Origin of the sequence: Nocardia anocheti (assembly GCF_029675105.1) — a bacterium.
Classification (GTDB): Bacteria; Actinomycetota; Actinomycetes; order Mycobacteriales; family Mycobacteriaceae; genus Nocardia.
This window is the reverse complement of record NZ_JAQQFV010000013.1, coordinates 125,480-148,940: the sequence shown is the minus strand read 5'-3', so window position 1 is coordinate 148,940 and position 23,461 is coordinate 125,480. Positions and strand designations below refer to the sequence as shown.

Below are 23,461 nucleotides of genomic sequence, written 5' to 3'. Positions count from 1 at the left end.
CAGTGGTTACATCGGACGTTGTGGACCAATTCCGGGCCGCCGTGTCGTCCGCTGCGGACAGGGCCGCCGCCGGTTGACACCGGCAAAACGGACATGCAAACTCCCCGGACATGTCAGCTGGATCACACCTGGTCGCCGCGCCCGTGCCCGAATCCGTGCAGGCCGAGCGCGCGCGGATCGTCGGCTGCGCCTACGCGCACGCCGACGCCATCGCCGACGATGTGATGGCCACGATCCGCGACGAACTGCCCGGGTACGGCGCCGCCGATCCCGGCTTCCTGGCCGACGTGCACGACCAGCTGGCTCGGCTCAGCCGCACCGGCCTCGGCGCGCTGCTCGAACGCAAGCGCGTGACCCCGGCCGATGTCACCTACGCCCGTCAGGCCGCGGCCCGGCGGGCGCGCTCGGGACTGCCGCTGGTCGACTACATCGCCGCGTTCCGGCTCGGTCAGCGTGCCATCTGGCGATCGCTGCTCGCGCACGCGGGCGAGAGCGAGGTGGGTCGCGAGGCGGTGCTCTCGCTGGCCGGTCCGCTGGCCCGCTACACCGATCTGATCAGCGCCCAGGCCACCGACGCCTACCTGGAGTTCCAGCGGTATGTGGCGGCCGAGTCGGGCCGCGACACCCAGGCGCTCACCGACGCGCTGCTCGAGGGCACGCTGCCCACCAGCGGCCCGCACCTGTCGGTGGCCACCGCGCACGGCCTCGGCGCCGAGCGCACCACGCCGCTGGTCGTGGTGGTCGCGGTGGTGCTCGACGGGCCCGCCGAGACCAAGCAGCTGGTCTCGGCCGCTGCGGCGCGTGTGGGCGTCAACGGGTTGCGCACCCTCGCGGTGGTGCGCGGCGCCGAGATCGTGGCCATTCCGGCGCTCGGGGTCGACGGGTCGGCCGAGCAGTTGTGCGAGCGGTGGCGCCACACGCGCGCCGAACTCGCCGCCGAGGGCGTCGCGCTCGCGGTGGGCGTGAGCACCGCGGTGACCGATGTCGCCCAGATCCCGCGCGCCTACCGGCAGGCGCAGGCGGCGCTGGCGCTGCTGCCCGAGGACGGTGGCGTCCTGGCGCTTCCGCAGCTCACCCCGTTCCGGTACCTGCTACTGCGCGCCGACGACACCACCCGTCAGCTCGTCGACCCGCGCATCGGCGCCGCCCTGGCCGACGACCGCGCCCGCGGCGGCTCGCTGGCCGAGACCATCCGGGCCTTCGCCGCCGCCGACATGAACCTGCGCGAGGCCGCCGACACCCTACGGATCCACCTCAACACCGCCAAATACCGGCTCGGGCGCATCCAGGAACTCACCGGGCGCAATGTGCGCAGCGTCAACGACCTGGTCGAACTGCTGGTCGCGATCGAGTTGCTGTTATAAACGAGGCATGAGTCTGGATCCCGCCATCGCCGCACGTCTCAAGCGCAACGAGGCGGGGCTCGTCGCCGCGGTCGCCCAGGAGAAGGCGACCGGCGACGTGCTGATGATGGCGTGGATGGACGACGAGGCGCTCGCGCGCACCCTGGCCACCCGCAAGGCCACCTACTACTCGCGCTCGCGTCAGCAGTACTGGGTCAAGGGCGAGACCTCGGGCCACACCCAGTACGTGCACGAGGTGCGGCTGGACTGCGACGGCGACACCGTGCTGCTGATCGTCGACCAGGAGGGCGCGGCCTGCCACACCGGCACGCACACCTGCTTCGACACCGACGTGCTGCTCGGCGCGAACTAGCAGTCGCCCTCGCCGAGAATCCGGTTCAGCCGGTCGGACAGGGCCTCGCCGAGTTCGGCGAGCTGGGCGGTCTGCTCGTCGTCGAGACCGTCGAGGACCAGCTTGCGGACCGCGTCCACATAGCCCGGCGCCGCGGCGATCACCTTCTCGAAACCGGCGTCGGTGAGCACCGCGTGCACCCCGCGCCTGCCCGCGGTGGTGTCGCGGCGGGCCCAGCCCAGCCGTTCCAGTTTCGACACCACATGGGACAGCCGCGATAGCGACGCGTTTGCCTTGTGGGCGAGGTCACTGAGCTGCATCCGGTGCCCGGCCTCCTGCGAGAGCAGGCTCAGCACGCGGAACTCGAAATGCGTCAGCCCGGACTCCCGCTGCAGACGGGTGTCCAGTGCGCCGGGGATCCGGGTCATGAGGGCGACGATCGCCTGCCATGCGCGCTGTTCGACCGGGTCGAGCCACTGGGTCATCGCCGGGACTGCCTCGCGGCCGGGCGGCGGGCGGAAGGAAGTGGGTCGCGCACCGAACCGAGTTTGCCACGACGTCGCTACGGCGTCCGCGAGTTGGCGGTCCTCGTGAGGTCACTCACAGCAAGGCGAGTCCGTGTTCAGACGGGCGGGGCGGCAGGCGGTTCGGTGACCGGCGGGGTCTTGGCGGCCTTGCGACGGGCCAATCCGCGCTTGCCCATCAGGCCCAGCAGCAGCGCGAACAGCGCCGCGGCGAGGATCGCGCCGACCAGGCAGGCGCCGCGGAAGGCGGGCGCGTCGACGTCGAGAATGCGCTCACCGGCGTGCGCGGCGTTGTTGCCGCCCAGCACGATGGTCAGGGTCATCAGATTGGGCAGCGCGGCGAGCAACGCGACGATGACCGCCGCACCGGCGATGAACCTGCCGCCCTTGCGTTTCCACATCCGCACCGCGAGCAGGATCAGCAGCAGCGGAACGAGGGTGAACACCAGGCCGTAGACCAGACCCCACCAGATGCCGGAACTGAAGCTGCCGTGCACCAGGCTCGCCAGCCGCTGCGCCCACCAGCGCGGCACGAACGAGGAGAGGATGAAGTAGGCGATCACCAGCACCACGGCCGTGGCGAGGGTGATGATCGCCCGATTGCGCCACACGGTGGCCGTGGGCTTCTGACCGCTCGACTGGACCTCGCCGGATGTCATCTCCCCAGCGTAGGTGCGGTCGCGGTGCCGGGCCGCGATCCACGGCCCGGCGTTTCACGATCAGCTCTTGGTTTCGGCGCGCTCGCGCAGGAAGGCCAGCGCCTCGTCGGCGTGCACGGCCGCGCGCAGCTCACCGGTGACGACCTCGAGGACGGTGCGATCGGTATCGATGACGAAGGTGTGCCGCTTGACCGGGGCCAGTTTGCCGAGCAGGCCGCGCTTGACGCCGAAGGCGGCGGCCACCGTGCCGTCGGCATCGGAGAGCACGGGGTAGTCGAGGCGCTGCTTGGTGGCGAAACCGGCCTGCACGTCGACACTGTCGGTGCTGATCCCGACGGCGCTGGCGCCGAGGGCGGCGAACTCCGCGCTCAGATCGCGGAAGTGGCAGGCCTCGGCCGTGCACACGGGGGTGTTGGCGGCGGGGTAGAAGAACAGCACCAGCGGGCCGTCGGCGAGCAGGCCGTCGAGCGAGCGGGGTGTGCCGGTCTGGTCGGGGAGTTCGAACGGGGGCGCGGTCTGGCCTGGCTGCATCCGTCGACCCTAGCCAGCGGGGTGGCCGGAACGGAAGATCCCCGTCCGCGCGGGCGAACGGGGATCTGTGCCGACCGGCGCCGCCCCCGACGGACCGCACCCGCCGTGGCGGCCTAGCGTTCGAGCAGCGCGGCGATCTCCGGGCTCTTGACCTGCATCACGTCGAGGATGCCGTGCGCGCGCAGCAGCGGCTCGAGCCCTCGGATGAGTTCACTGTGCCCGGCGTACTCGTCCGGGAACTTCGTCTTGTCGAGATCCTGCATGGCCTTGGCGTAGGTGACGAACGAGTTCAGCGCGCTCGTCGCGGCCGCCTTCTGGCCGGGACCGTAGTGCTGCTGCGACGGGGCGGCCAACCGGCCGTCCTGTGCGCCCTGGTGCGAGGGGTACAACATTGCTCCTCTCGGAAAAAGGGGGTTACCGCATGCGACATGGAACGCGCGCGAGTGTAGTGATGCCGGTCACGCCCTGTTCCGGCGCGGGGTCGGGTCAGCGCGCGGTCGTCGTGGCGCGCCTGGGATGATGGGCCACATGCAGGGCGCGTCGACATCAACCACCACGACCCGCGACCAGTTCCGGCTGCTCGCCGCCGAACACCGGGTGGTCCCGGTGACCCGAAAGGTGCTGGCGGACTCCGAGACTCCGCTCTCGGCCTACCGCAAGCTCGCCGACGACCGACCGGGAACCTTCCTGTTCGAGTCGGCCGAGAACGGGCGATCGTGGTCGCGCTGGTCGTTCATCGGCGCGGGCAGTCCCTCGGCGCTGACCGTCGTCGACGGCGAGGCGAGCTGGCTGGGCACCGTCCCCGCCGACGCCCCCTCCGGCGGTGACCCGCTGCGCGTGCTGCACCAGACCCTGGAACTGCTGCGCACCGAGCGCCTGCCCGGCCTGCCCCCGCTGACCGGCGGCATGGTCGGCTACCTCGGCTACGACGCGGTGCGCCGCATCGAGCGCCTGCCCGAACTGGCCGAGGACGACCTGGGCCTGCCCGAGCTGGTCCTCATGCTGGCCACCGACCTGGCCGCCTTCGACCACCACGAGGGCGCCATCACCCTCATCGCCAACGCGGTGAACTGGAACGGCACCGACGAGAACGCCGACGCCGCCTACGACGACGCGGTGGCCCGCCTCGACCGGATGACCGCCGCGCTGGCCGCCCCCGCCCCCTCCACGGTCTCGGTCTTCGACCAGCCCGACCCGGAGTTTTTGCGCAGGCGCACCACCGAGGAGTTCGGCGCGGGCGTGCGCCGCCTGATCAAGGAGATCGAGGCGGGCGAGGCCTTCCAGGTGGTGCTCTCGCAGCGCTTCGAGATGGACTACACCGGCGACCCGTCGGCCGTCTACCGGATGCTGCGCGCGTCCAACCCGAGCCCGTACATGTACCTGATGCACATCCCCGACGGCGCGGGCGGCACCGCGTTCTCCATCGTCGGCTCCAGCCCGGAATCGCTGGTCACCGTGAAGGACGGGGTGGCCACCACCCATCCCATCGCGGGCACGCGCTGGCGCGGGGAGAGCCCCGAGGACGACATCCTGCTGGAGAAGGACCTGCTCGCCGACGAGAAGGAGAACGCCGAGCACCTGATGCTCGTCGACCTGGGCCGCAACGATCTGGGCCGAGTCTGCCGACCGGGCACGGTGCGGGTCACCCAGTACCGCCACGTCGAGCGCTACAGCCACGTCATGCACCTGGTCTCCACGGTGTCCGGGCATCTCGCCGAGGGCAAGGTCGCCCTGGACGCGGTGCGGGCGTGTTTCCCGGCGGGCACGCTCTCGGGCGCGCCCAAGGTGCGCGCGATGGAACTGATCGAGGAACTCGAGCCCACCCGGCGCGGCATCTACGGCGGCGTGGTCGGCTACCTCGACTTCGCCGGTGACGCCGACACCGCCATCGCCATCCGCACCGCGTTGCTCAAGGACGGCACCGCCTACGTGCAGGCCGGTGCGGGTGTGGTGGCCGACTCCGATCCGATCGCCGAGGACACCGAGGCCCGCAACAAGGCCATGGCCGTGCTGCGGGCGATCGCGGCCGCCCAGACCCTGCGCACCTACGAGGGCGGACCGGCATGACGGCAGCCGCACCCGCTCCCGCGCAGGCCAAGCCGGTCGTCCCGGTCGCGCTGCTGGCCGTGGCCGCCGCCGGACTGTGGGCGTCCTCGCGGATGACCTGGGTGACGGTGCACTCCGCTGACGGGCTCACCGAGCCGCGCACCGACGACCTCGACGGCGCCACCTGGTTCGGCGCGCTCACCCCGCTCGCGCTGGTGCTGGTGGCCGCGATCGCGGCGGTGTTCGCGGTCAAGGGCGCGCTGCGTCAGCTGCTCGGGGTGGTGATCGCGGTGGTCGCCGCCGTCGCCGCGGTGCCCGGCTTCGCGCTGACCGTGGGCGCCGGACGCACCGCCGAACGGGCGGGCACGCTGGCCGAGCTGCCGGTGCGCGCGGTGGTCGAGAGCGCCGAGACCCACCTCGCGCCCGCGATCCTGTCCATCGTGGCCGCGCTGTGCGCGCTGACCGCCGGTGTCCTGCTGACCCGCAAGGCCACCGTCGCCACCGAGCTGTCGGGCAAGTACGACAACCCGGTCTTCCGCCGCGCCGACGCCAGCGCCCAGGTCAGCAAGCAGCGCGAGGACGACGGCACCGCCGCGCCGCTGTCGGATCGGGTGCTCTGGGACGCGCTGGACGCGGGCACCGACCCGACCGAGGACCCCGACGACGACGCCGCGCCCGGTGACCGGAAACCGTGACCCCCGCCGCACTTGACATCCGTGGCAACCACTATTCTTGACCAGCATCGGTGAGACAGCGCCCGAGGGGACTCTCGGGTGAGAAGTTCGTCTCCCCAGAAAGGATTCGAGCCAGATGACGGTACTCGACTCGATTCTCGACGGGGTTCGGGCGGATGTTGCCGCCCGTGAAGCCCTCCTCGATTTTCAGGCGATCAAAGCCGCAGCGGCCGCCGCCAAGGCGCCGCTGGACGCCCGCGCCGCCCTGCACGAGGACGGGATCGGTGTCATCGCCGAGGTGAAGCGTGCCAGCCCCTCCAAGGGCGCGCTGGCCGACATCCCGGACCCGGCCGTGCTGGCCAAGGCCTACGAGGACGGGGGCGCGCGCATCATCAGCGTGCTCACCGAGAGCCGCCGCTTCGGCGGGTCGCTCGACGACCTCGACGCCGTGCGGGCGGCGGTGAACATCCCGGTCCTGCGCAAGGACTTCGTCGTCGGCCCGTACCAGATCCACGAGGCCCGCGCGCACGGCGCCGACGTGATCCTGCTGATCGTGGCCGCGCTCGAACAGGACGTGCTCTCCGCGCTGATCGACCGCACCGAATCCCTCGGCATGACCGCCCTGGTGGAGGTGCACACCGAGGAGGAGGCCGACCGCGCGCTCGAGGCCGGTGCCTCGGTGATCGGCGTGAACGCCCGCAATCTCAAGACTCTCGACGTCGACCGTGACGTCTTCGCCCGGATCGCGCCCGGCCTGCCCTCGGAGGTCATCCGGGTGGCCGAGTCCGGCATCCGCGGCACCGCCGACCTGCTGGCCTACGCCGGGGCCGGGGCCGACGCCGTGCTCGTCGGCGAGGGCCTGGTGACCAGCGGTAACCCGCGCGCCGCCGTCTCCGAGCTGGTGACCGCGGGCACCCACCCGTCCTGCCCGAAGCCCGCCCGGCGGAGCATCCGGTGACCGCGCTGCCCCAGGCCAGCGCGGGCGTCGCCCAGCCCAGCGACTACGAGCCCGACGCGGGCGGCCACTTCGGCGTCTACGGCGGACGGCACGTCCCCGAGGCGTTGATGGCGGTGATCGAGGAGGTCACCGCCGAGTACGACAAGGTGCGCACCGACCACACCTTCCTCGACGAGCTCGACCGGCTCCAGCGCGACTACACCGGCCGTCCGTCGCCGGTGTTCGAGTGCACGCGCCTGGCCGAGCACGCGGGCGGCGCGCGGATCTTCCTCAAGCGTGAGGACCTCAACCACACCGGCTCGCACAAGATCAACAATGTGCTCGGCCAGGCCCTGCTGGCCAAGCGGATGGGCAAGACCCGCGTCATCGCCGAGACCGGCGCCGGGCAGCACGGTGTCGCCACCGCGACCGCGTGCGCGCTGCTCGGCCTGGACTGCGTGATCTACATGGGCGCGGTCGACACCGCCCGCCAGGCCCTCAACGTCGCCCGGATGCGTCTGCTCGGCGCCCGGGTCGTCTCGGTGACCACCGGCTCGCAGACCCTCAAGGACGCCATCAACGAGGCCCTGCGCGACTGGGTGTCCCACGCCGACGACACCTACTACTGCTTCGGCACCGCCGCGGGCCCGCATCCGTTCCCGCTGCTGGTGCGCGATTTCCAGCGTGTGGTCGGGCTCGAGGCCCGCGAGCAGATGCTCGAGCGCGAGGGCAGGCTGCCCGACGCGGTCGTGGCCTGCGTCGGCGGCGGTTCCAACGCCATCGGCATCTTCCACGCCTTCATCCCCGACGACGGGGTCCGGCTGATCGGTTACGAGGCGGCCGGTGACGGCGTCGAGACCGGTCGGCACGCGGCCACCTTCACCGGCGGCACCCCGGGTGCCTTCCAGGGCGCCTACTCGTACCTGCTGCAGGACGAGGACGGCCAGACCATCGAATCGCACTCGATCTCGGCCGGTCTGGACTACCCGGGCGTGGGCCCCGAGCACGCCTACCTCAAGGACATCGGTCGCGCCGAGTACGAGCCGATCACCGACACCGAGGCGATGGACGCGCTGCTGCTGCTCTCGCGCACCGAGGGCATCATCCCGGCCATCGAGTCCGCGCACGCCGTGGCGGGCGCGCTGAAGCTCGGCGAGCAGCTCGGCCCGGGCGCGATCATCCTGTGCAACCTGTCCGGTCGCGGCGACAAGGACATGGACACCGCGGGCCGCTGGTTCGGTCTGTTCGACGACGACGCCGCCGAGGAGAACGCTCAGTGAGTCAGCAATCCCGTCTGGCCAACACCTTCGCCGCCGCGCGCGCGGAGGACCGGGCCGCCCTGATCGGCTACCTGCCCGCGGGCTACCCCGATCTGGCCGGGTCCATCGAGGTCTGCCGGGCGATGGTCGAATCCGGTTGCGACATCGTCGAAGTCGGCGTCGCCTACTCCGATCCGGTGATGGACGGCCCGACCATCCAGGTCGCCGCCGAGCAGGCCCTGCGCGGTGGCGTGCGGGTGCGTGACGTGTTCTCCGTGGTCGAGGCCATCACCACCGCCGGTGGTCAGGCCGTGGTGATGAGCTACTGGAACCCGGTGCTGCGCTACGGCGTCGACACCTTCGCCCGCGATCTGGCCTCGGCGGGCGGCGCGGGTGTCATCACCCCGAACCTGATCCCGGACGAGGCCGACGACTGGTTCGTCGCCTCGGCCACCCACAATCTGGACCGGATCTTCCTGGTCGCGCCGTCCTCCACCGAGGAGCGCCTGGTGAAGACCCTCGAGGCCTCGCGCGGATTCATCTACGCGGCCTCGACCATGGGTGTCACCGGTGCCCGCGACGCGGTCTCCTCGGCCGCGCCCGCGCTGTGCGCCCGCATCCGCGCGCACTCCGACATCCCGATCGGCGTGGGTCTGGGCGTGCGTTCGGGGGCCCAGGCCGCCGAGATCGCCGCCTACGCCGACGGCGTGATCGTCGGATCGGCGCTGGTCTCGGCCGCGGGGGAGAGCCTGGACGCGGTGCGCGCGCTGACCGCCGAACTGGCCGAGGGCGTGCGCTCGGCGACCGTGCGTTCCTGATCGAGGGTCCCGGGCCCGGCCGCCGACGTGCTGCCGGGCCCGAGTTCTGTCCGGGCCTGCACTAACGTGGGTCCCGTGAACCCAGTCCTGGCCTACCTTCCGAGTCCGCCCCAGGGTGTCTGGCACCTCGGACCCTTTCCGTTGCGGGCGTACGCGCTGTGCATCATCCTCGGCATCATCGTCGCCATCTGGTGGGGTGAACGGCGGTGGCGCGAGCGCGGTGGACATCCGGGCGCGGTGCTCGACGTCGCCATGTTCGCGGTGCCGTTCGGCCTGATCGGCGGCCGGATCTACCACGTCGCCACCGACTGGCAGAAATACTTCGGCGAGGGCAGGAACCCGGTCGAGGCGCTCTACATCTGGCAGGGCGGCCTGGGCATCTGGGGCGCGGTGTTCTTCGGCGGTGTCGGCGCCTGGATCGGCTGCCGGGTCTACAAGATCCCGCTGCCCGCCCTCGGTGACGCGATCGCGCCCGCGGTGCTGCTGGCCCAGGCCATCGGTCGCCTCGGCAACTACTTCAACCAGGAGCTCTACGGCCGCACCACCGAGGTGCCGTGGGGCCTCGAGATCTACAACCGGTTCGATCCCGAGACCGGCGCGCGCGACATGATGAACGGCGTGTCCACCGGCCAGGTGCAGGAGGTCGTGCATCCCACCTTCCTCTACGAGATGGTGTGGAACATCCTGATCGTGGTGCTGCTGGTGCAGCTGGACAAGCGCTTCAAGATCGGGCACGGCAGGCTGTTCGCGCTCTATGTGGCCGGGTACAGCTTCGGCCGGTTCTTCGTGGAGCTGATGCGCAACGACGAGGCGACCCACATCCTGGGCATCCGGATCAACTCCTTCACCTCCGCGCTGGTGTTCCTCGGCGCGATGGCCTACTTCGCGCTGGCGACCAAGGGCCGCGAGACCCCCGCGCAGTTGCAGCCCGACGGCGAACCGCGCCCGTGGCCGTGGCAGATCGCGGCCCTGCGCGCCGCCGGAGCGGCCGACAACGCCGCGGTGGACGTCACGAAGAAGCCGGAGCCGGTCGAGTCCGAGGACACCGAGTCCGACGCCGAGACATCCGAGCCGGAGACCGAAGCGAGCGCACCGGCCGCGAAGAAATCCTGATCGCGGACCGGTTCGCCAAAACGGCGGCGGTGCGGCAGCATTCCGGACAACCGCCGTGCACGAATGATGGAGGACATGAGTGTGACCGACCCCTACAACCCCAATCCGCAGTACGGGCCCGACCTGAGCAAGCAGCCCGGGCAGCCGCAGTACGGGCAGCCCGCCTACGGCCAGCCGTCGGACCCCTACGCGCAGCAGCCGGGGTACGGACAGCCCTCGGACCCCTACGCCCAGCAGCCCGGCTACGGCCAGCCGCAGTACGGGCAGCCGCAATACGGTCAGCCCGATCCGTACGCCCAGCCGCAGCCGGGGTACGCGCCCGGTTACGGCATGCCCACCGGCTACAACCCGGCCGACCCGGAGGCGCCCTACGGCCGGGACATGTACGGCGTGCCCTACTCCGACAAGCAGAAGCTGATCGCGGGCCTGCTGCAGATCTTCGTCGGCGGTCTCGGCATCGGCCGCTTCTACTTGGGTTACACCGGCCTGGGCATCGCCCAGATCGCGGTCACCATCTGCACGTGCGGTTTCGGTGTCGTCTGGACGCTCGTCGACGGCATCCTGATGCTCACCGGCAAGGTCCCCGATGTGCAGGGTCGCCCGCTGCGCGACTGATCGCGCACCGTCGTAAAACGGGTACTCCGCGTGCGGGGTACCCGTTTCGCGTTTCTCCCCGGCGAATTTCGCGCACGGTGAGCCATACTCTGTGTCGGGTGTGTGCCGACGCCGTAGCGTCGCTGGGCCTGCGCGTGCCCCACGCGCAGCGGAGAAAGGGATTCTCGCGCGCAAACTTCTCGCCGCCGCCGTGCTCGCCGTCGTGGCCGCGACCGGCCTGTTGGCCTGCTCCTCCGCCGACGACCCGAACGTGCTCACCGTCGGCACCGAGGGCACCTACGCGCCGTTCAGCTACCAGGACAACGGCACGCTCACCGGCTACGACGTGGAGGTCGCCCGCGTGGTCGGCGAAAAGCTCGGCAAGCGCGTGGAATTCGTGCAGACGCCGTGGGACTCGATCTTCGCCGGACTCGAGTCCCAGCGCTTCGATCTGGTCGCCAACCAGGTGACGGTCAATCCCGAGCGCACCGCGAAGTACGCGCTGTCGCAGCCCTACACCACCTCCGAGGGCGTCATCGTCACCAAGTCCGACTACACCGCCATCACCTCGCTGGCGGATCTGTCCGGCAAGACCACCGCCCAGTCGGCCACCAGCAACTGGAGCCAGGTCGCCAAGGACGCGGGCGCGAAGGTCGAGGCCGTCGAGGGCTTCGTGCAGGCGGTGCAGCTGCTCAAGGCGGGCCGGGTCGACGCCACCGTCAACGACACCCTCGCCGTCGGCGAGTACACCAAGAAGACCGGCGATACCGGGATCAAGATCGCGGGCAAGACCGGCGAGACCAGCAAGCAGGCCTTCGCCGCCCGCAAGGACGACAGCGCCCTGATCGCCGACATCGACAAGGCGCTCGAGCAGCTGCGCGCCGACGGCACCCTGGCCCGCCTGTCGGAGAAGTACTTCGGCACCGACGTCAGCAAGTAGCGGATGGATTCCGCGACCAGGGAGCTGATCTGGCACAACCTGTGGCCGATGCTGAAGGCCACGGTGACCATGACGCTGCCGTTGACGGCGATCAGTTTCGTGCTGGGCCTGGCCATCGCGGTGGGTGTCGCGTTGGCCAGGATGTCGCCGCGGCGGGTGCTCGAACTGCCCGCGCGGTTCTACATCTCGATCATCCGTGGCACCCCGCTGCTGGTGCAGCTGTTCATCGTGTTCTACGCGCTGCCGCAGTTCGGGATCGTCATCGAGCCGTTCCCCGCGGCGGTCATCGCCTTCAGCCTCAATGTCGGCGGGTACGCGGCCGAGGTGGTGCGCTCGGCGATCCTGAGCGTGGCGCACGGGCAGTGGGAGGCGGCGCAGTCGCTGGGCATGACCCACCCGCAGACGCTGGGCTACGTCGTGTTCCCGCAGGCCGCCCGGATCGCGGTGCCGCCGCTGTCGAACACGCTGATCTCCCTGGTCAAGGACACCTCGCTGGCCTCGACCATCCTGGTCACCGAACTGCTGCGCACCGCCCAGCTCGCCGCCGCCCCCACCTTCGACTTCTTCGCCCTCTACGGCGTGGCCGCCCTCTACTACTGGGTGATCTGCCTGATCCTGGGCTTCGGTCAGACCCGGTTGGAGACGCGACTGTCCCGGCATGTCGCGGTGCGGTGACAACCGATTTCGTGAACACCGCGCGAACTCACCGGTCAACCCGACCGGGACAGGGACTCGGCGAGCCGAGGGGACTACGCTCTAGTTCTGTGATGCGACGGACGAAGATTGTGTGCACCCTCGGACCGGCGACGGCCTCCCAGGACCGTATTCGTGAGCTCGTCGAAAGCGGCATGGATGTGGCCCGGCTGAACTTCAGCCACGGCGACCATGCCGACCACGCCGACAACTACAAGATGGTCAGGGCCGCCTCGGACGAGACCGGCCGCGCGGTCGGCATCCTGGCCGACCTGCAGGGCCCCAAGATCCGGCTCGGGCGCTTCGCCGAGGGCCGCACCGAATGGGCCAACGGCCAGCAGGTGCGGATCACCGTCGACGACGTCGAGGGCACCCACGACCGGGTCTCGACCACCTACAAGGAACTCGCCACCGACGCCAAGGCCGGTGACCGCCTGCTCGTCGACGACGGCAAGGTGGGCCTGACCGTCGAGGCCATCGAGGGCAACGACGTGGTGTGCCGGGTCACCGAGGGCGGCCCGGTGAGCAACAACAAGGGCCTGTCGCTGCCCGGCATGAACGTGTCGGTGCCCGCGCTGTCGGGCAAGGACATCGAGGACCTCGAGTTCGCGCTGAAGCTGGGCGTGGACTTCATCGCGCTGTCGTTCGTGCGCTCGCCCTCCGACATCGAGCTCGTGCACGACGTGATGGACCGGGTCGGTCGCCGCGTGCCGGTGATCGCCAAGCTGGAGAAGCCCGAGGCCATCGACAACCTCGAGGCGATCGTGCTGGCCTTCGACGCGGTGATGGTCGCCCGCGGTGACCTCGGTGTCGAGCTGCCGCTCGAGCAGGTGCCGCTGGTGCAGAAGCGCGCGATCCAGATGGCCCGCGAGAACGCCAAGCCGGTGATCGTGGCCACCCAGATGCTCGAGTCGATGATCGAGAACTCCCGCCCGACCCGCGCCGAGGCCTCCGACGTGGCCAACGCGGTGCTCGACGGCGCCGACGCGGTGATGCTGTCGGGGGAGACCTCGGTCGGCGCCTGGCCGATCGACGCGGTGCGCACGATGAGCCGCATCGTCACCGCGGTGGAGTCCGAGACCCACCGGGTCCCCCCGCTGACCCACGTGCCGCGCACCAAGCGCGGCGTGATCTCCTACGCCGCCCGCGATATCGGCGAGCGCCTCAACGCCAAGGCGCTGGTGGCCTTCACCCAGTCCGGTGACACCGTGCGCCGCCTGGCCCGCCTGCACACCCCGCTGCCGCTGCTGGCCTTCACCCCGCTGCCGGAGGTGCGCAGCCAGCTGACGCTGACCTGGGGCACCGAGACCTTCATCGTGCCGATGGTGGACTCCACCGACGCGATGATCCACCAGGTCGACCAGGCGCTGCTGTCGATGGGCCGGTACCGCAAGGGTGACCTGGTGGTCATCGTGGCCGGTTCCCCGCCGGGTACCGTCGGGTCCACCAATCTGATCCACGTTCATCGCATCGGCGAGGAGGACCACTAGTCGTGAGTAGTTCGGCAGGCGGATCGGTCGAGGTCGAGACAGGGCCCGGCGAGCAGTCCCCCGATCTGCGGGTCCTGCTCGACCTGCTCGACCTGGAACCGATCGGCGAGGACGTGTTCCTGGGCAACCATCCGGAGAAGGTGTGGAGCCGCACCTTCGGCGGTCAGCTGGTGTCGCAGGCCATCGTCGCTGCCGGACGCACCGCGGGCCAGCGGCCGCTGCACGCGATCAACGCGCACTTCGTGCGTGGCGGCGATGTGAAGAAGCCGATCGAGTACCACGTGCAGCGCCACCGCGACGGCCGCGCCCTGGCCAACCGCACGGTCACCGCCAGCCAGGACGGCCAGGAACTGTTCGTCATGCTGGCGGCGTTCCAGGACTGGGGCAAGGGCCTCGAGCACGCCCACGAGGGCCCCGAGGTGCCCGATCCGGAGACGCTGCCCCGGATCGAGGAGAGCTTCGCCGGTTTCGAGGACAAGCTCGAGATGTTCATCAACGCCCCGCATCCGATCGACATGCGCTACACCAACGATCCGGCGTGGATCCTCAAGGGCACCGGCGAGAAGCTCAACCACAACCGGGTCTGGATGCGCACCGACGGCGCGCTGCCCGAGGACCCGCTGCTGCACGTGGCGGCGCTGGGCTACTCCTCCGACACCACCGTGCTGGACTCGATCATCACCACGCACGGCCTGTCCTGGGGCCTGGACCGCATCCTGGCGGCCACGGTGAACCACTCGATCTGGTTCCACCGCCCGTTCCGCTTCGACGACTGGACCCTTTACGCCACCGAGTCACCGGTGGCGGCGGGCTCGCGCGGCCTGGCGACGGGCCGGTTCTATTCGCGCGACGGCGAACTGATCGCCACCACGGTGCAGGAAGGCGTCATCCGGCACTTCCCGGCCCGCTGAGCCCGCTCAGCGGCGGCCGTAGTTCAGTTCCTGCGCGCGATCGGTGCGCTGACGCGCGCGCAGCCGGAAGGGGACGGCGTGGCCCGGTGCCACGTCGTCCACCGTCAGCGTCAGGCCGTGTTCGAGGTGGGCCGTGTCGGCGTCGGTGAGGTCGTCGGGTTCGCCGACCAGGCTCAGGGCGATCTCGTAGGTGGCCTCGCCCGCCGACGGACGGTCGGGATGGGTTCCGCGCCACTGTGATTCGAGTTCCCCGTGCACGGGATCGGTGGCGTCGACGGGCAGGGTGAACCGCCACGCGAAGACCTCACGGTCCTGGAGGTGGTCGTCGACCACCGTGCGGATGCCTGCGACGATGCGGTCGAGCATGTCCGGAGTGACATACACATGGAGCGAAACATCCGAAATGCGTTTCGGCATGTCTGAGTCCTGTCGTGTGTCGAACCAGCAGGGAGAACAGCACGTCCGCGCCGCAGTCTAATCCCTGTGCGGCCCCGGCGAACAGCCCTCGCTGTCAGTGCCTGCGCTGGGCGGCGAGAAAGGTCGACAGGGGCGGCGCGTGATCGGGCGTGATCACCAGTCCGGCGGGGGCCTCGCGACGGTCCTCGGCCCGATGGTGCGGTGCCAGCGCGGCCAGCAACGGGAACAGTGATTCCGCGATCCGGTCGCCGACTTCGAGAAAGGCCTGCGGCGACAGCCCGATCGGGTCAGCGATGTTCTCCCGGCCCACATAGGCCAGGTCGTCGCGCGCCCGGTGCAGCGCGGCAATGGATTTCGCGCCGGTGACCTTCGCGATGCGATGGGCCTCGGGCAGGGTGAAAGTCCGGGCGGCCACCCCGAAGGACAATTCGGTGACCTGTGCGCGCAGGGATTCGGTCATGGTGAGGATCAGATCGGCGCGATCGACCATCTCCGGGCGCAGTCGACGGGCGGTGAATCCGCCGAGTTCGCCACCCAATCCCACGATGGTCTCCGCGGCCAGCGGTTCGGCCGGAAATCCCACCAGCGCGCGGGTGCCCGCGCTCTCCGCGGTGAGTCCGGTCAGGCCGTTGTCCGCCGCGAACGCCCACGTGAGTCGTTCGGCGATCACCGACCGGCAGACATTGGAGTTGCAGACGAACAGCACGTGCATACCGACACCGTAAACGGCTCGATTGTCGCGCAGTAGACCTACAGTGCAACCATCACGGGCGCGGAACTGTCTATTCACCTTTCGGTTGAATTCCGTACATCAATCACGATGCGGAAATCTGTTGTGTGTGACCGTGATACCCACGAGATAGACCGTGGAAACATCGCGGAGTTATGTGTCGACCGTCACTCGTCGGCCTCGTAATAATTCGATTCCGGAACCACCGGCGGCACTCCCGGCGCGGTGCCGTGCACGCGGCCCCGGGTGGAGAACATCGCCCCGCGCGCGGGCACCACCGGGGCGAAGCGGGCCAACCCGGTCGGGGCGGACATGTCGTCGTAGACCGCGTCGATGCCGCCGCGCCGGAAATAGGCCTCGTGCCAGAAGCCGGTGCCGCCGGAATCGCGCAGGAACTGCCGCCACCACTGCCGGTGCGGGTCCGAGCGGGTCCAGCGCTCCAGGGAGTCCAGATCGCGCCAGTACTGGCGCGCGCCCCAGTGCGGCGGCAGCATCGACCAGACCACGTCCTCGTGCAGCAGCAGCCCGTCGGGGCGGTCGGCGTGCGAGCGGTAGAGCTTGGGGCCGACCCCGAGCAGGCGCAGCACCCCACGCGGGGTGCGCACCCGCATACCCAGCAGGATCATCACCAGGTCGGGGTAGGCGTCGAGGTCGACCGTGGTCCTGCTCACACGCATGTTCGTGCCCTTCCGCCGGGAGGCTTTCCTGGTACTACGGTGCCGCGGGGGTTCCGGTTCGACGGCGGTTCGCGCCACGGCGCGCCGAGACGCTATAGTGACCGCGGTGCGCCGGGTTGGCGGAACTGGCAGACGCGACGGTCTCAAAAACCGTTGTCCGAAAGGACGTGTGGGTTCGAGTCCCACACTCGGCACCACGGCGGAAGCGCGGCATCGGCCGCGCTCCGCGGGGGAGTATCTGTCGCGGGGCCCGCGCGATGTCCTCGCACTCGCGTTCACCCGCGGTTTCTGCGCAGCTCGCGGCATTGCGCGCGGAAACGAAAGGTACTCTTTACATCGGCATCGGAAATCCAGAGGGGTCGTACCTATGAGCACGAATGCAGGGGGCGCGGGCGCAGCGCGTGAGACGGTCGCCAAGCGCGTCGTCGTCGCCGAGGACGAAGCCCTGATCCGCATGGACCTGGTGGAGATGCTCAAGGAAGAGGGCTACGACGTCGTCGGGGAAGCGGGCGACGGGCAGCAGGCCGTGGAACTGGCCGAGGAGCTGCGGCCGGATCTGGTGATCATGGACGTCAAGATGCCGCGCCGCGACGGGATCGACGCCGCCGCCGAGATCGCGACGAAACGTGTTGCGCCCGTGGTCATCCTGACCGCGTTCAGCCAGCGCGACCTGGTCGAGCGGGCCCGTGACGCGGGGGCCATGGCCTACCTGGTGAAGCCGTTCACCAAATCCGATCTGGTGCCCGCGATCGAACTGGCGGCCAGTCGTTTCCATGAAATCGCCGCGCTGGAAACCGAAGTCGCGAATCTGTCGGATCGCCTGGAGACCCGCAAGCTCGTCGAGCGCGCGAAGGGCGTGCTGATGCAGACGCAGGGGCTGTCGGAACCGCAGGCGTTCAAATGGATTCAGCGCACCGCGATGGATCGGCGCACCACGATGAAGGCGGTCGCCGAAGTCGTGCTGGAGAACCTCACCCCGCAGTGACGCGTGCGCGAAAGCCGGAAAACTTTACGTAAGCGAAACAATAAAGGGAACTACGACTGGACACGAAGCATCCGACATGATGCGAATGTGATGCGGATCTAACAATCCGGCGATATGTTCTGTCCGGGCTGAACGTGGTCGGCCCCCTCGGTGGACCCGAGGAGCACAGGACATAGAGGTGAGACGTGCTCAGTTCGACATGGCGCAGTCGTTCGACGCGGGGAGTTCTGGTTATCGGAGCTGCCGCGTCGTTGGTGTTGTCCGGATGCAGCGACAAGTCGTCCGACGGCGGCGGTGGCGGCAACACCGATCTCTCGATCCAGTCGGTGGTCCAGCTCGATACCGAGGGCAAGGCCGTGGCCCAGACCGACGCGGGCGCCGCCGCCGACCCGGCCGGTGACGGCAAGGCCAAGTGCGCGCCGCAGACCATCGCGATGGCGGGTCCGCTGACCGGTGGCAACGCCGCGCTCGGCATCAACATCATCAACGGCGTCAAGCTCGCGCTCGACCAGCACAACAAGGCCAACCCGGATTGTCAGGTCCAGGTCAAGCAGTTCGACACCGAGGGCAAGCCGCAGATCGCGACGCAGGTGATCCCCACCATCGTCAGCGATCCCAGCATCATCGGCCTGATCGGCCCCACCTTCTCCGGGGAGACCAAGGCGACCGGCCAGATCCTCAGCGAGGCGGGCATGCCCACGCTGACCGCCTCGGCCACCAACCCCACGCTGACCCAGAACGGCTGGAAGACCTTCTTCCGCGGCCTGGGCAACGACAACTCGCAGGGCCCGGCCGTGGCCAACTACCTGACCGGTGAGAAGGGCTACAAGAAGATCTGCGTCGTGCAGGACAACACCGACTACGGTGCCGGTCTGGCGCAGGCCTTCATCACCGCCGCGGGTCCGGCCGCCGACGCCTCCTGCGCGGTCAGTGTCAAGGAAGGTGACAAGGACTTCTCCGCCGCGGTGTCGAAGCTGTCGGCGGCCGCGCCCGACGCCATCTTCTACGCCGGGTACTACGCCGAGGCCGCGCCGTTCGTGCAGCAGCTGCGTTCCGGCGGCGTGAACGCCACCTTCGTCTCCGCCGACGGTAGCAACGATCCGGAGTTCGTCCGCCAGGCCGGTGCCTCGTCCAAGGGCGCGCTGCTGTCGTGCCCGTGCAGCCCGGCGCCCGACGAGTTCGCCTCGGAGTACAAGGCACTCAACGGCCAGGCGCCCGGCGTCTATTCCGTCGAGGGCTACGACCTGACCACGATCCTGCTCAAGGGGATCGACTCGGGCAAGGTGACCCGCGCCGAGCTGGTCGACTACGTCCGTAACTACACCGGCACCGGTGTCGCCCGCGAGTACAAGTGGGGCGAGACCGGCGAGCTGGCCAACATCCAGATCTGGATGTACGAGGTCAAGTAGTCCCCGAGAGTGTGGAGCGGTGCGCGTGGTGAGACCACGCGCACCGCTCGCCCGACGCGAGAGAAACCATGACATCAGCGGCATCGCTCGGTGTAACCCTGTTGGCGCAGGGGTCCATCGATTTCAACGTTTCCGGCGTGATCGACCAGTTCTGGAAACTGACCGTGGACGGTCTCACCTACGGCTCGATCTACGCCCTGGTCGCCGTCGGCTACACCCTGGTCTACGGTGTGCTGCGGCTGATCAACTTCGCCCACTCCGAGATCTTCATGCTCGGCATGTTCGGCACCTATGTGGGCCTGGAACTGCTCGGCTTCGCGCCCAGCGGTAACGCCTACTCCCAGGGTGTGCTGCTGACGGTGCTCTACCTCGGCCTGGCCATGCTGTTCGGCATGCTGGTCTCGGGCATCGCCGCGATCGGTCTGGAACGGGTCGCCTACCGGCCACTGCGCAGGCGTGGCGCCAAACCGCTGGCCTTCCTGATCACCGCGATCGGCATGTCGTTCGTGATCCAGGAGTTCGTGCACTACATCCTGCCCAAGATCAAGCCGGGCCTGGGCGGCTCCAACGCCCAGACCGGCATCCGGCTGGTGGAGCCGAAGGTGCAGTTCACCTTTCTCGGCGCGCAGGTCACCAATGTGGCGCTGGTGATCTTCGCCGCGGCCATCGTGCTCGCGATCACCACCGAGATCGTCATCAACCGAACGAAATTCGGCCGGGCCATCCGCGCGGTGGCCCAGGACCCCGACACCGCCACCCTCATGGGTGTCTCGCGGGAACGGGTGATCGTGCTGACCTTCCTCATCGGCGGCCTGCTGGCCGGTGCCGCCGCCATGCTCTACACGCTCTACATCCCCACCGGCATCATCTTCTCCGGTGGCTTCATCCTCGGTATCAAGGCCTTCAGCGCCGCGGTGCTCGGCGGTATCGGCAACCTGCGCGGCGCCCTGCTCGGCGGCATGCTGCTCGGCGTCGCCGAGCAGTACGGGCAGATCCTGTTCGGCAACGAATGGCGTGACGTGGTCGCCTTCGTGCTGCTGGTGACCGTGCTGATGTTCCGGCCGACCGGCATCCTCGGCGAGAGCCTGGGGAGGGCACGCGCATGACCGACCTGACGAAGACCCCCGCCAAGACTCCGCAACGGCGCGGCCTCGGCGACGCGATCCGCACCTGGTGGGACGGACTGTCCCGCCCCGGCCAGTGGGCCGTCGGCGTGCCGGTCATCCTGGCGCTGGCGTTGCTGCCGATCTACACCCCGCCGATCATCGACACCCCCGGCGTGAGCTTCGGTGGCGTGATGGCGCAGTTCGCGATGTACGCGCTGATCGCCATCGGCCTCAATGTCGTGGTCGGCCAGGCGGGCCTGCTCGACCTCGGCTACGTCGGCTTCTACGCCGTCGGCGCCTACACCGTGGCCCTGCTGACCAGTCCGAACAGTCCGTGGAACCAGACCGACGGCGGCTGGCTCGAACCCAGCTGGGCCTGGCTGGCCTGCCTGCCGATCGCGGTCGCGCTCACCGCCCTCGCCGGGTTGATCCTCGGGGCGCCGACCCTGCGCGTGCGCGGCGACTACCTGGCCATCGTGACGCTCGGCTTCGGTGAGATCGTCCGCCTGATGGCCGACAATCTCACCGAGCTGACCAATGGCAGCCTCGGCCTGTCCAAGGTCGCCTACCCCGATGTCGGCGAATCCGAGACCCATCCCGGTGGCGTCTTCTCTCCGGGCAATCTCGGCGATCCCGACAGCAACAACCCGCTACAGGCCGCCAACAGCGGCACCTGGTGGTTCTGGCTGGGCATGGTGCTGGTCGTGGTGGTGCTGCTGATCATCGGCAATCTCGAGCGCAGCCGCGTCGGCCGCTCCTGGGTCGCGATCCGCGAGGACGAGGACGCCGCCGAGATCATGGGCGTGCCGACCTTCAAGTTCAAGCTGTGGGCCTTCGTGATCGGCGCCTCGGTCGGCGGTCTGTCCGGCGCCATGTACGCCGGTCAGGTCACCTACGTCAACCCCAAGCAGTTCGACATCATCCTGTCGATGCTGTTCCTGTGCGCGGTCGTGCTCGGCGGCTCGGGCAACAAGCTCGGCGTGATCGTGGGCGCCTTCCTCATCGCGTATCTGCCGATGCGGTTGCAGTCGGTGCAGTTGGTCTCGAACGAGTCGACCGGGTACCTGCTGCTCGGGCTCGACGTCGCGCTGCTGATCGGCCTGTGGCTGCTGTGGCGGTGGCGCGGCGCCGCGCTCGGCGTATGGGCCCGGCGGGGCGTGATCACGGTGTCGATCGTCGCGGTGGTCTTCGGGTTGCTGCTGGCGGGCAGCGTGCTGCTGTTCCGCAAGGGCGGCGCCCAGACCCTCGGCGACCTGAAGTACTTCTACTTCGGCATCGCCCTGGTGGTGATGATGATTCTGCGGCCACAGGGTCTGTTCCCGGTGCGGCAGAAACTGCTCACCTACGGCAGGCAGGTTTATCAGGCGGTCGTGCGCAAGCCCACGGCCGAACCGATCGGAGCAGGGCGATGACGGGGCCGGGCGCAGGGGACGCGCTGTACGACAACGAGGACATGAAGGCCGGGTACAAGCCCGCGCCGGAGGTCGAACCGGCCGCCGACGTGGATGTCACCGCGGTCCTGCCCGAACTCGCCGACGCCGAGACGGTCGCCGAGGTGGTCGCCCCGCACCGCGAGATCGAGACCGCCGTCGGTGCGCCGCTGCTGCGCACCGACGGTCTGACGGTGAAGTTCGGCGGCCTGACCGCCCTGGACGGGGTGAGTTTCGAGATCCGCCGCGGCGAGATCCTGGGCCTGATCGGCCCCAACGGCGCGGGCAAGACCACCTGCTTCAACGCCATCACCGGTGTCTACAAGCCCGCCGCGGGCAGTGTGCACTTCGACGGCAGGCCGTTGGCCAAGACCAAACGCAACGAGATCACCCGTCTCGGCATCGCGCGCACCTTCCAGAACGTGCGCCTGTTCGGCGAGATGACCGCGCTGGAGAACGTGGTCGTCGGCACCGACGCCCGGCACACCACCTCGGTGCCCGGCGCCATCCTGCGCACCCCCAAGCACCGCAGGGAGGAACGCGACGCCATCGAACGCGGCATGGCGCTGCTGGAGTTCGTCGGTATCGCCCCGCGCGCGGTGGAGAAGGCCCGCAACCTCTCCTACGGTGACCAGCGGCGTCTCGAGATCGCCCGCGCGCTGGCCACCGAACCCAAGCTGCTGTGCCTGGACGAACCGGCCGCCGGATTCAACCCGAGCGAGAAGTCCGCGCTCATGGAGCTGATCCGCAAAATCCGCGACGACGGCTACACCGTGCTGCTCATCGAACACGACATGCGCCTGGTCATGGGCGTCACCGACCGGATCGTGGTGCTCGAGTTCGGGCGCAAGATCGCCGACGGGCTGCCCGCCGAGGTCCGCGAGGACCCGGCGGTGATCGCGGCCTACCTGGGCGTGCCCGACGCCGACACCGTCGCCGAGGTCCGCGAGGAGGCCGACGCCGCGGCCGCCGAGGGGGCGAGCCCGCCGCCGTCACCGGCCACCGTGGTGGTGGAATCGGCCGACGAGCAGGTCACCGAGGTCGTCGTCGCGAGTCCCGAGCCGCTGCTCGAGGTGCGCGACATGGTGGTGCACTACGGCAGGATCGAAGCGCTGCACGGGATCTCGCTGTCGGTGTCGCCGGGGGAGCTGGTCACCCTGCTCGGCGCCAACGGCGCGGGCAAGACCACCACCATGCGGGCCCTGTCCGGGCTGCTGCCGCTCACCTCGGGCCGCATCCTGTTCCAGGGCCAGGACATCACCACCATGAAGGCCCACGACCGGGTGGTCGCCGGGCTCATCCAGTCCCCGGAGGGTCGCGGGGTGTTCCCCGGCATGACGGTGCTGGAGAACCTCGACATGGGCTGCTACGGCAGGCCCTTCGAGCAGAAGGCCGAATACCAGCAAACCCTGGACTGGATCTTCGAGCTGTTCCCGCGCCTGGCCGAGCGCCGCAAACAGGTCGGCGGCACTCTCTCCGGCGGCGAACAGCAGATGGTGGCCATCGGCCGGGCGCTGATGGCGCGGCCGAAACTGCTGCTGCTCGACGAACCGTCGATGGGTCTGGCGCCGATGGTGATCCAGCAGATCTTCCGGATCATCAGCGAGATCAACCGGCAGGGCACCACGGTGCTGCTCGTGGAGCAGAACGCCCAGCAGGCGCTGACCCGCAGCGACCGCGCCTACATCCTGGAGACCGGCGAAGTCACCAAGTCCGGGGCGGGCTCGGACCTGCTCACCGACCCCGCGGTCATGTCGGCCTACCTCGGCTGAGTTCTTGGAGCGCTGGCGCGCTCGAGTCGCGGCCCCCTGGGGGGCCGCCGG

25 protein-coding genes, 1 tRNA gene and 1 pseudogene are annotated in these 23,461 nt (G+C 69.4%); 20 read left to right on the top strand and 7 right to left on the bottom strand.

The annotated features are described in order from the left end of the window. The first annotated feature begins 110 nt into the window (after positions 1–110). Both QC180_RS28640 and hisI read left to right on the top strand, forming a co-directional pair. Complete coding sequence (locus QC180_RS28640) at positions 111–1,364, top strand: PucR family transcriptional regulator (protein WP_278265966.1); 1,254 nt, start codon at positions 111–113, stop codon at positions 1,362–1,364. 7 nt (positions 1,365–1,371) lie between these two features. Continuing rightward, positions 1,372–1,716: a phosphoribosyl-AMP cyclohydrolase gene (gene hisI, locus QC180_RS28635; protein WP_278265965.1), complete on the top strand. Its 345-nt coding sequence runs from the start codon at positions 1,372–1,374 to the stop codon at positions 1,714–1,716. Here hisI and QC180_RS28630 read toward each other — a convergent pair. The 4 genes from QC180_RS28630 to QC180_RS28615 form a co-directional block, all read right to left on the bottom strand. Continuing rightward, the gene (locus QC180_RS28630; RefSeq protein ID WP_278265964.1) at positions 1,713–2,180 is read right to left on the bottom strand and encodes a MarR family winged helix-turn-helix transcriptional regulator; all 468 of its coding nucleotides are present in this window, start codon (positions 2,178–2,180) and stop codon (positions 1,713–1,715) included. The two genes, hisI and QC180_RS28630, sit on opposite strands and share 4 nt — an antisense overlap. Before the next feature lie 137 nt (positions 2,181–2,317). Next, positions 2,318–2,878, bottom strand: a complete 561-nt coding sequence (locus QC180_RS28625) for a permease (RefSeq protein ID WP_278265963.1) — start codon at positions 2,876–2,878, stop codon at positions 2,318–2,320. Positions 2,879–2,938: 60 nt separating this feature from the next. Further along, on the bottom strand, positions 2,939–3,409 hold the full coding sequence (locus QC180_RS28620) for a peroxiredoxin (protein ID WP_278265962.1): 471 nt from the start codon (positions 3,407–3,409) through the stop codon (positions 2,939–2,941). A 113-nt stretch (positions 3,410–3,522) separates the two neighbouring features. After that, on the bottom strand, positions 3,523–3,801 hold the full coding sequence (locus tag QC180_RS28615) for a hypothetical protein (RefSeq protein ID WP_278265961.1): 279 nt from the start codon (positions 3,799–3,801) through the stop codon (positions 3,523–3,525). A gap of 136 nt (positions 3,802–3,937) precedes the next feature. On the opposite strand from QC180_RS28615, the gene QC180_RS28610 reads away from it, so the two are divergent. From QC180_RS28610 to QC180_RS28560, 11 genes are all read left to right on the top strand, one after another. Beyond that, a complete protein-coding gene (locus tag QC180_RS28610) occupies positions 3,938–5,476 on the top strand; it encodes an anthranilate synthase component I (protein WP_278265960.1) in 1,539 nt (512 codons plus the stop codon). Further along, positions 5,473–6,150: a TIGR02234 family membrane protein gene (locus QC180_RS28605; RefSeq protein ID WP_278265959.1), complete on the top strand. Its 678-nt coding sequence runs from the start codon at positions 5,473–5,475 to the stop codon at positions 6,148–6,150. The genes QC180_RS28610 and QC180_RS28605 overlap by 4 nt, the downstream gene beginning before the upstream one ends. Before the next feature lie 115 nt (positions 6,151–6,265). Then, entirely contained in the window at positions 6,266–7,087 is an 822-nt protein-coding gene (gene trpC / locus QC180_RS28600; RefSeq protein WP_278265958.1) for an indole-3-glycerol phosphate synthase TrpC, read from the top strand. Continuing rightward, a complete protein-coding gene (gene trpB, locus QC180_RS28595; RefSeq protein WP_278265957.1) occupies positions 7,084–8,346 on the top strand; it encodes a tryptophan synthase subunit beta in 1,263 nt (420 codons plus the stop codon). The genes trpC and trpB overlap by 4 nt, the downstream gene beginning before the upstream one ends. Then, complete coding sequence (trpA, locus tag QC180_RS28590) at positions 8,343–9,143, top strand: tryptophan synthase subunit alpha (RefSeq protein ID WP_278265956.1); 801 nt, start codon at positions 8,343–8,345, stop codon at positions 9,141–9,143. The genes trpB and trpA overlap by 4 nt, the downstream gene beginning before the upstream one ends. A 66-nt stretch (positions 9,144–9,209) precedes the next feature. Then, complete coding sequence (lgt, locus tag QC180_RS28585; RefSeq protein ID WP_474646556.1) at positions 9,210–10,256, top strand: prolipoprotein diacylglyceryl transferase; 1,047 nt, start codon at positions 9,210–9,212, stop codon at positions 10,254–10,256. Between the two features lie 75 nt (positions 10,257–10,331). Then, positions 10,332–10,871 carry a TM2 domain-containing protein gene (locus tag QC180_RS28580; protein ID WP_278265954.1) on the top strand — a complete coding sequence of 180 codons (540 nt, stop codon included), beginning with the start codon at positions 10,332–10,334 and terminating at the stop codon, positions 10,869–10,871. 160 nt (positions 10,872–11,031) lie between these two features. Then, the gene (locus QC180_RS28575) at positions 11,032–11,790 is read left to right on the top strand and encodes an amino acid ABC transporter substrate-binding protein (protein ID WP_347567362.1); all 759 of its coding nucleotides are present in this window, start codon (positions 11,032–11,034) and stop codon (positions 11,788–11,790) included. A gap of 3 nt (positions 11,791–11,793) precedes the next feature. Then, a complete protein-coding gene (locus tag QC180_RS28570) occupies positions 11,794–12,465 on the top strand; it encodes an amino acid ABC transporter permease (protein ID WP_278265952.1) in 672 nt (223 codons plus the stop codon). 89 nt (positions 12,466–12,554) lie between these two features. Further along, positions 12,555–13,973: a pyruvate kinase gene (gene pyk, locus QC180_RS28565; protein WP_278265951.1), complete on the top strand. Its 1,419-nt coding sequence runs from the start codon at positions 12,555–12,557 to the stop codon at positions 13,971–13,973. A 2-nt stretch (positions 13,974–13,975) separates the two neighbouring features. Beyond that, the gene (locus tag QC180_RS28560) at positions 13,976–14,884 is read left to right on the top strand and encodes an acyl-CoA thioesterase (RefSeq protein WP_278265950.1); all 909 of its coding nucleotides are present in this window, start codon (positions 13,976–13,978) and stop codon (positions 14,882–14,884) included. Positions 14,885–14,890: 6 nt separating this feature from the next. On the opposite strand, the gene QC180_RS28555 is transcribed toward QC180_RS28560, so the two are convergent. From QC180_RS28555 to QC180_RS28545, 3 genes are all read right to left on the bottom strand, one after another. After that, positions 14,891–15,301 carry a hypothetical protein gene (locus QC180_RS28555; RefSeq protein ID WP_278265949.1) on the bottom strand — a complete coding sequence of 137 codons (411 nt, stop codon included), beginning with the start codon at positions 15,299–15,301 and terminating at the stop codon, positions 14,891–14,893. 94 nt (positions 15,302–15,395) lie between these two features. Beyond that, complete coding sequence (locus QC180_RS28550; RefSeq protein ID WP_278265948.1) at positions 15,396–16,013, bottom strand: arsenate reductase/protein-tyrosine-phosphatase family protein; 618 nt, start codon at positions 16,011–16,013, stop codon at positions 15,396–15,398. A 185-nt stretch (positions 16,014–16,198) separates the two neighbouring features. Beyond that, positions 16,199–16,702 (bottom strand): phenylacetaldoxime dehydratase family protein, encoded by a 504-nt coding sequence (locus tag QC180_RS28545; RefSeq protein ID WP_278265947.1) that lies wholly within the window; start codon positions 16,700–16,702, stop codon positions 16,199–16,201. Positions 16,703–16,818: 116 nt separating this feature from the next. Between QC180_RS28545 and QC180_RS28540 the strand changes: the two genes are divergently transcribed. From QC180_RS28540 to QC180_RS28510, 7 genes and pseudogenes are all read left to right on the top strand, one after another. Continuing rightward, a tRNA-Leu gene (locus QC180_RS28540) sits at positions 16,819–16,905 on the top strand. Between the two features lie 170 nt (positions 16,906–17,075). Beyond that, positions 17,076–17,693 (top strand): ANTAR domain-containing response regulator, encoded by a 618-nt coding sequence (locus QC180_RS28535; RefSeq protein ID WP_278265946.1) that lies wholly within the window; start codon positions 17,076–17,078, stop codon positions 17,691–17,693. A 251-nt stretch (positions 17,694–17,944) separates the two neighbouring features. After that, positions 17,945–19,102 carry a branched-chain amino acid ABC transporter substrate-binding protein gene (locus QC180_RS28530; protein WP_278265945.1) on the top strand — a complete coding sequence of 386 codons (1,158 nt, stop codon included), beginning with the start codon at positions 17,945–17,947 and terminating at the stop codon, positions 19,100–19,102. A gap of 68 nt (positions 19,103–19,170) precedes the next feature. Then, positions 19,171–20,208 (top strand): branched-chain amino acid ABC transporter permease, encoded by a 1,038-nt coding sequence (locus QC180_RS28525; protein ID WP_278265944.1) that lies wholly within the window; start codon positions 19,171–19,173, stop codon positions 20,206–20,208. After that, positions 20,205–21,620, top strand: coding sequence for a branched-chain amino acid ABC transporter permease (locus tag QC180_RS28520; RefSeq protein ID WP_278265943.1), 1,416 nt, complete (start codon positions 20,205–20,207; stop codon positions 21,618–21,620). Before QC180_RS28525 ends, QC180_RS28520 begins: the two co-directional genes overlap by 4 nt. Positions 21,621–21,661: 41 nt before the next feature. Further along, a pseudogene (locus QC180_RS28515) lies at positions 21,662–22,567 on the top strand (ABC transporter ATP-binding protein); the annotation flags it as partial. A 153-nt stretch (positions 22,568–22,720) separates the two neighbouring features. Beyond that, positions 22,721–23,410 carry an ABC transporter ATP-binding protein gene (locus tag QC180_RS28510; protein ID WP_278266018.1) on the top strand — a complete coding sequence of 230 codons (690 nt, stop codon included), beginning with the start codon at positions 22,721–22,723 and terminating at the stop codon, positions 23,408–23,410. Positions 23,411–23,461 lie beyond the last annotated feature (51 nt).

Coding starts and splice junctions, on each gene's coding strand:
- QC180_RS28640 (WP_278265966.1), top strand. CDS start 111: ATGTCAGCTGGATCACACCTGGTCGCCGCGCCCGTGCCCGAATCCGTG.
- hisI (WP_278265965.1), top strand. CDS start 1,372: ATGAGTCTGGATCCCGCCATCGCCGCACGTCTCAAGCGCAACGAGGCG.
- QC180_RS28630 (WP_278265964.1), bottom strand. CDS start 2,180: ATGACCCAGTGGCTCGACCCGGTCGAACAGCGCGCATGGCAGGCGATC.
- QC180_RS28625 (WP_278265963.1), bottom strand. CDS start 2,878: ATGACATCCGGCGAGGTCCAGTCGAGCGGTCAGAAGCCCACGGCCACC.
- QC180_RS28620 (WP_278265962.1), bottom strand. CDS start 3,409: ATGCAGCCAGGCCAGACCGCGCCCCCGTTCGAACTCCCCGACCAGACC.
- QC180_RS28615 (WP_278265961.1), bottom strand. CDS start 3,801: ATGTTGTACCCCTCGCACCAGGGCGCACAGGACGGCCGGTTGGCCGCC.
- QC180_RS28610 (WP_278265960.1), top strand. CDS start 3,938: ATGCAGGGCGCGTCGACATCAACCACCACGACCCGCGACCAGTTCCGG.
- QC180_RS28605 (WP_278265959.1), top strand. CDS start 5,473: ATGACGGCAGCCGCACCCGCTCCCGCGCAGGCCAAGCCGGTCGTCCCG.
- trpC (WP_278265958.1), top strand. CDS start 6,266: ATGACGGTACTCGACTCGATTCTCGACGGGGTTCGGGCGGATGTTGCC.
- QC180_RS28580 (WP_278265954.1), top strand. CDS start 10,332: ATGAGTGTGACCGACCCCTACAACCCCAATCCGCAGTACGGGCCCGAC.
- QC180_RS28570 (WP_278265952.1), top strand. CDS start 11,794: ATGGATTCCGCGACCAGGGAGCTGATCTGGCACAACCTGTGGCCGATG.
- QC180_RS28555 (WP_278265949.1), bottom strand. CDS start 15,301: ATGCCGAAACGCATTTCGGATGTTTCGCTCCATGTGTATGTCACTCCG.
- QC180_RS28550 (WP_278265948.1), bottom strand. CDS start 16,013: ATGCACGTGCTGTTCGTCTGCAACTCCAATGTCTGCCGGTCGGTGATC.
- QC180_RS28535 (WP_278265946.1), top strand. CDS start 17,076: ATGAGCACGAATGCAGGGGGCGCGGGCGCAGCGCGTGAGACGGTCGCC.
- QC180_RS28525 (WP_278265944.1), top strand. CDS start 19,171: ATGACATCAGCGGCATCGCTCGGTGTAACCCTGTTGGCGCAGGGGTCC.
- QC180_RS28520 (WP_278265943.1), top strand. CDS start 20,205: ATGACCGACCTGACGAAGACCCCCGCCAAGACTCCGCAACGGCGCGGC.
- QC180_RS28510 (WP_278266018.1), top strand. CDS start 22,721: ATGGTGGTGCACTACGGCAGGATCGAAGCGCTGCACGGGATCTCGCTG.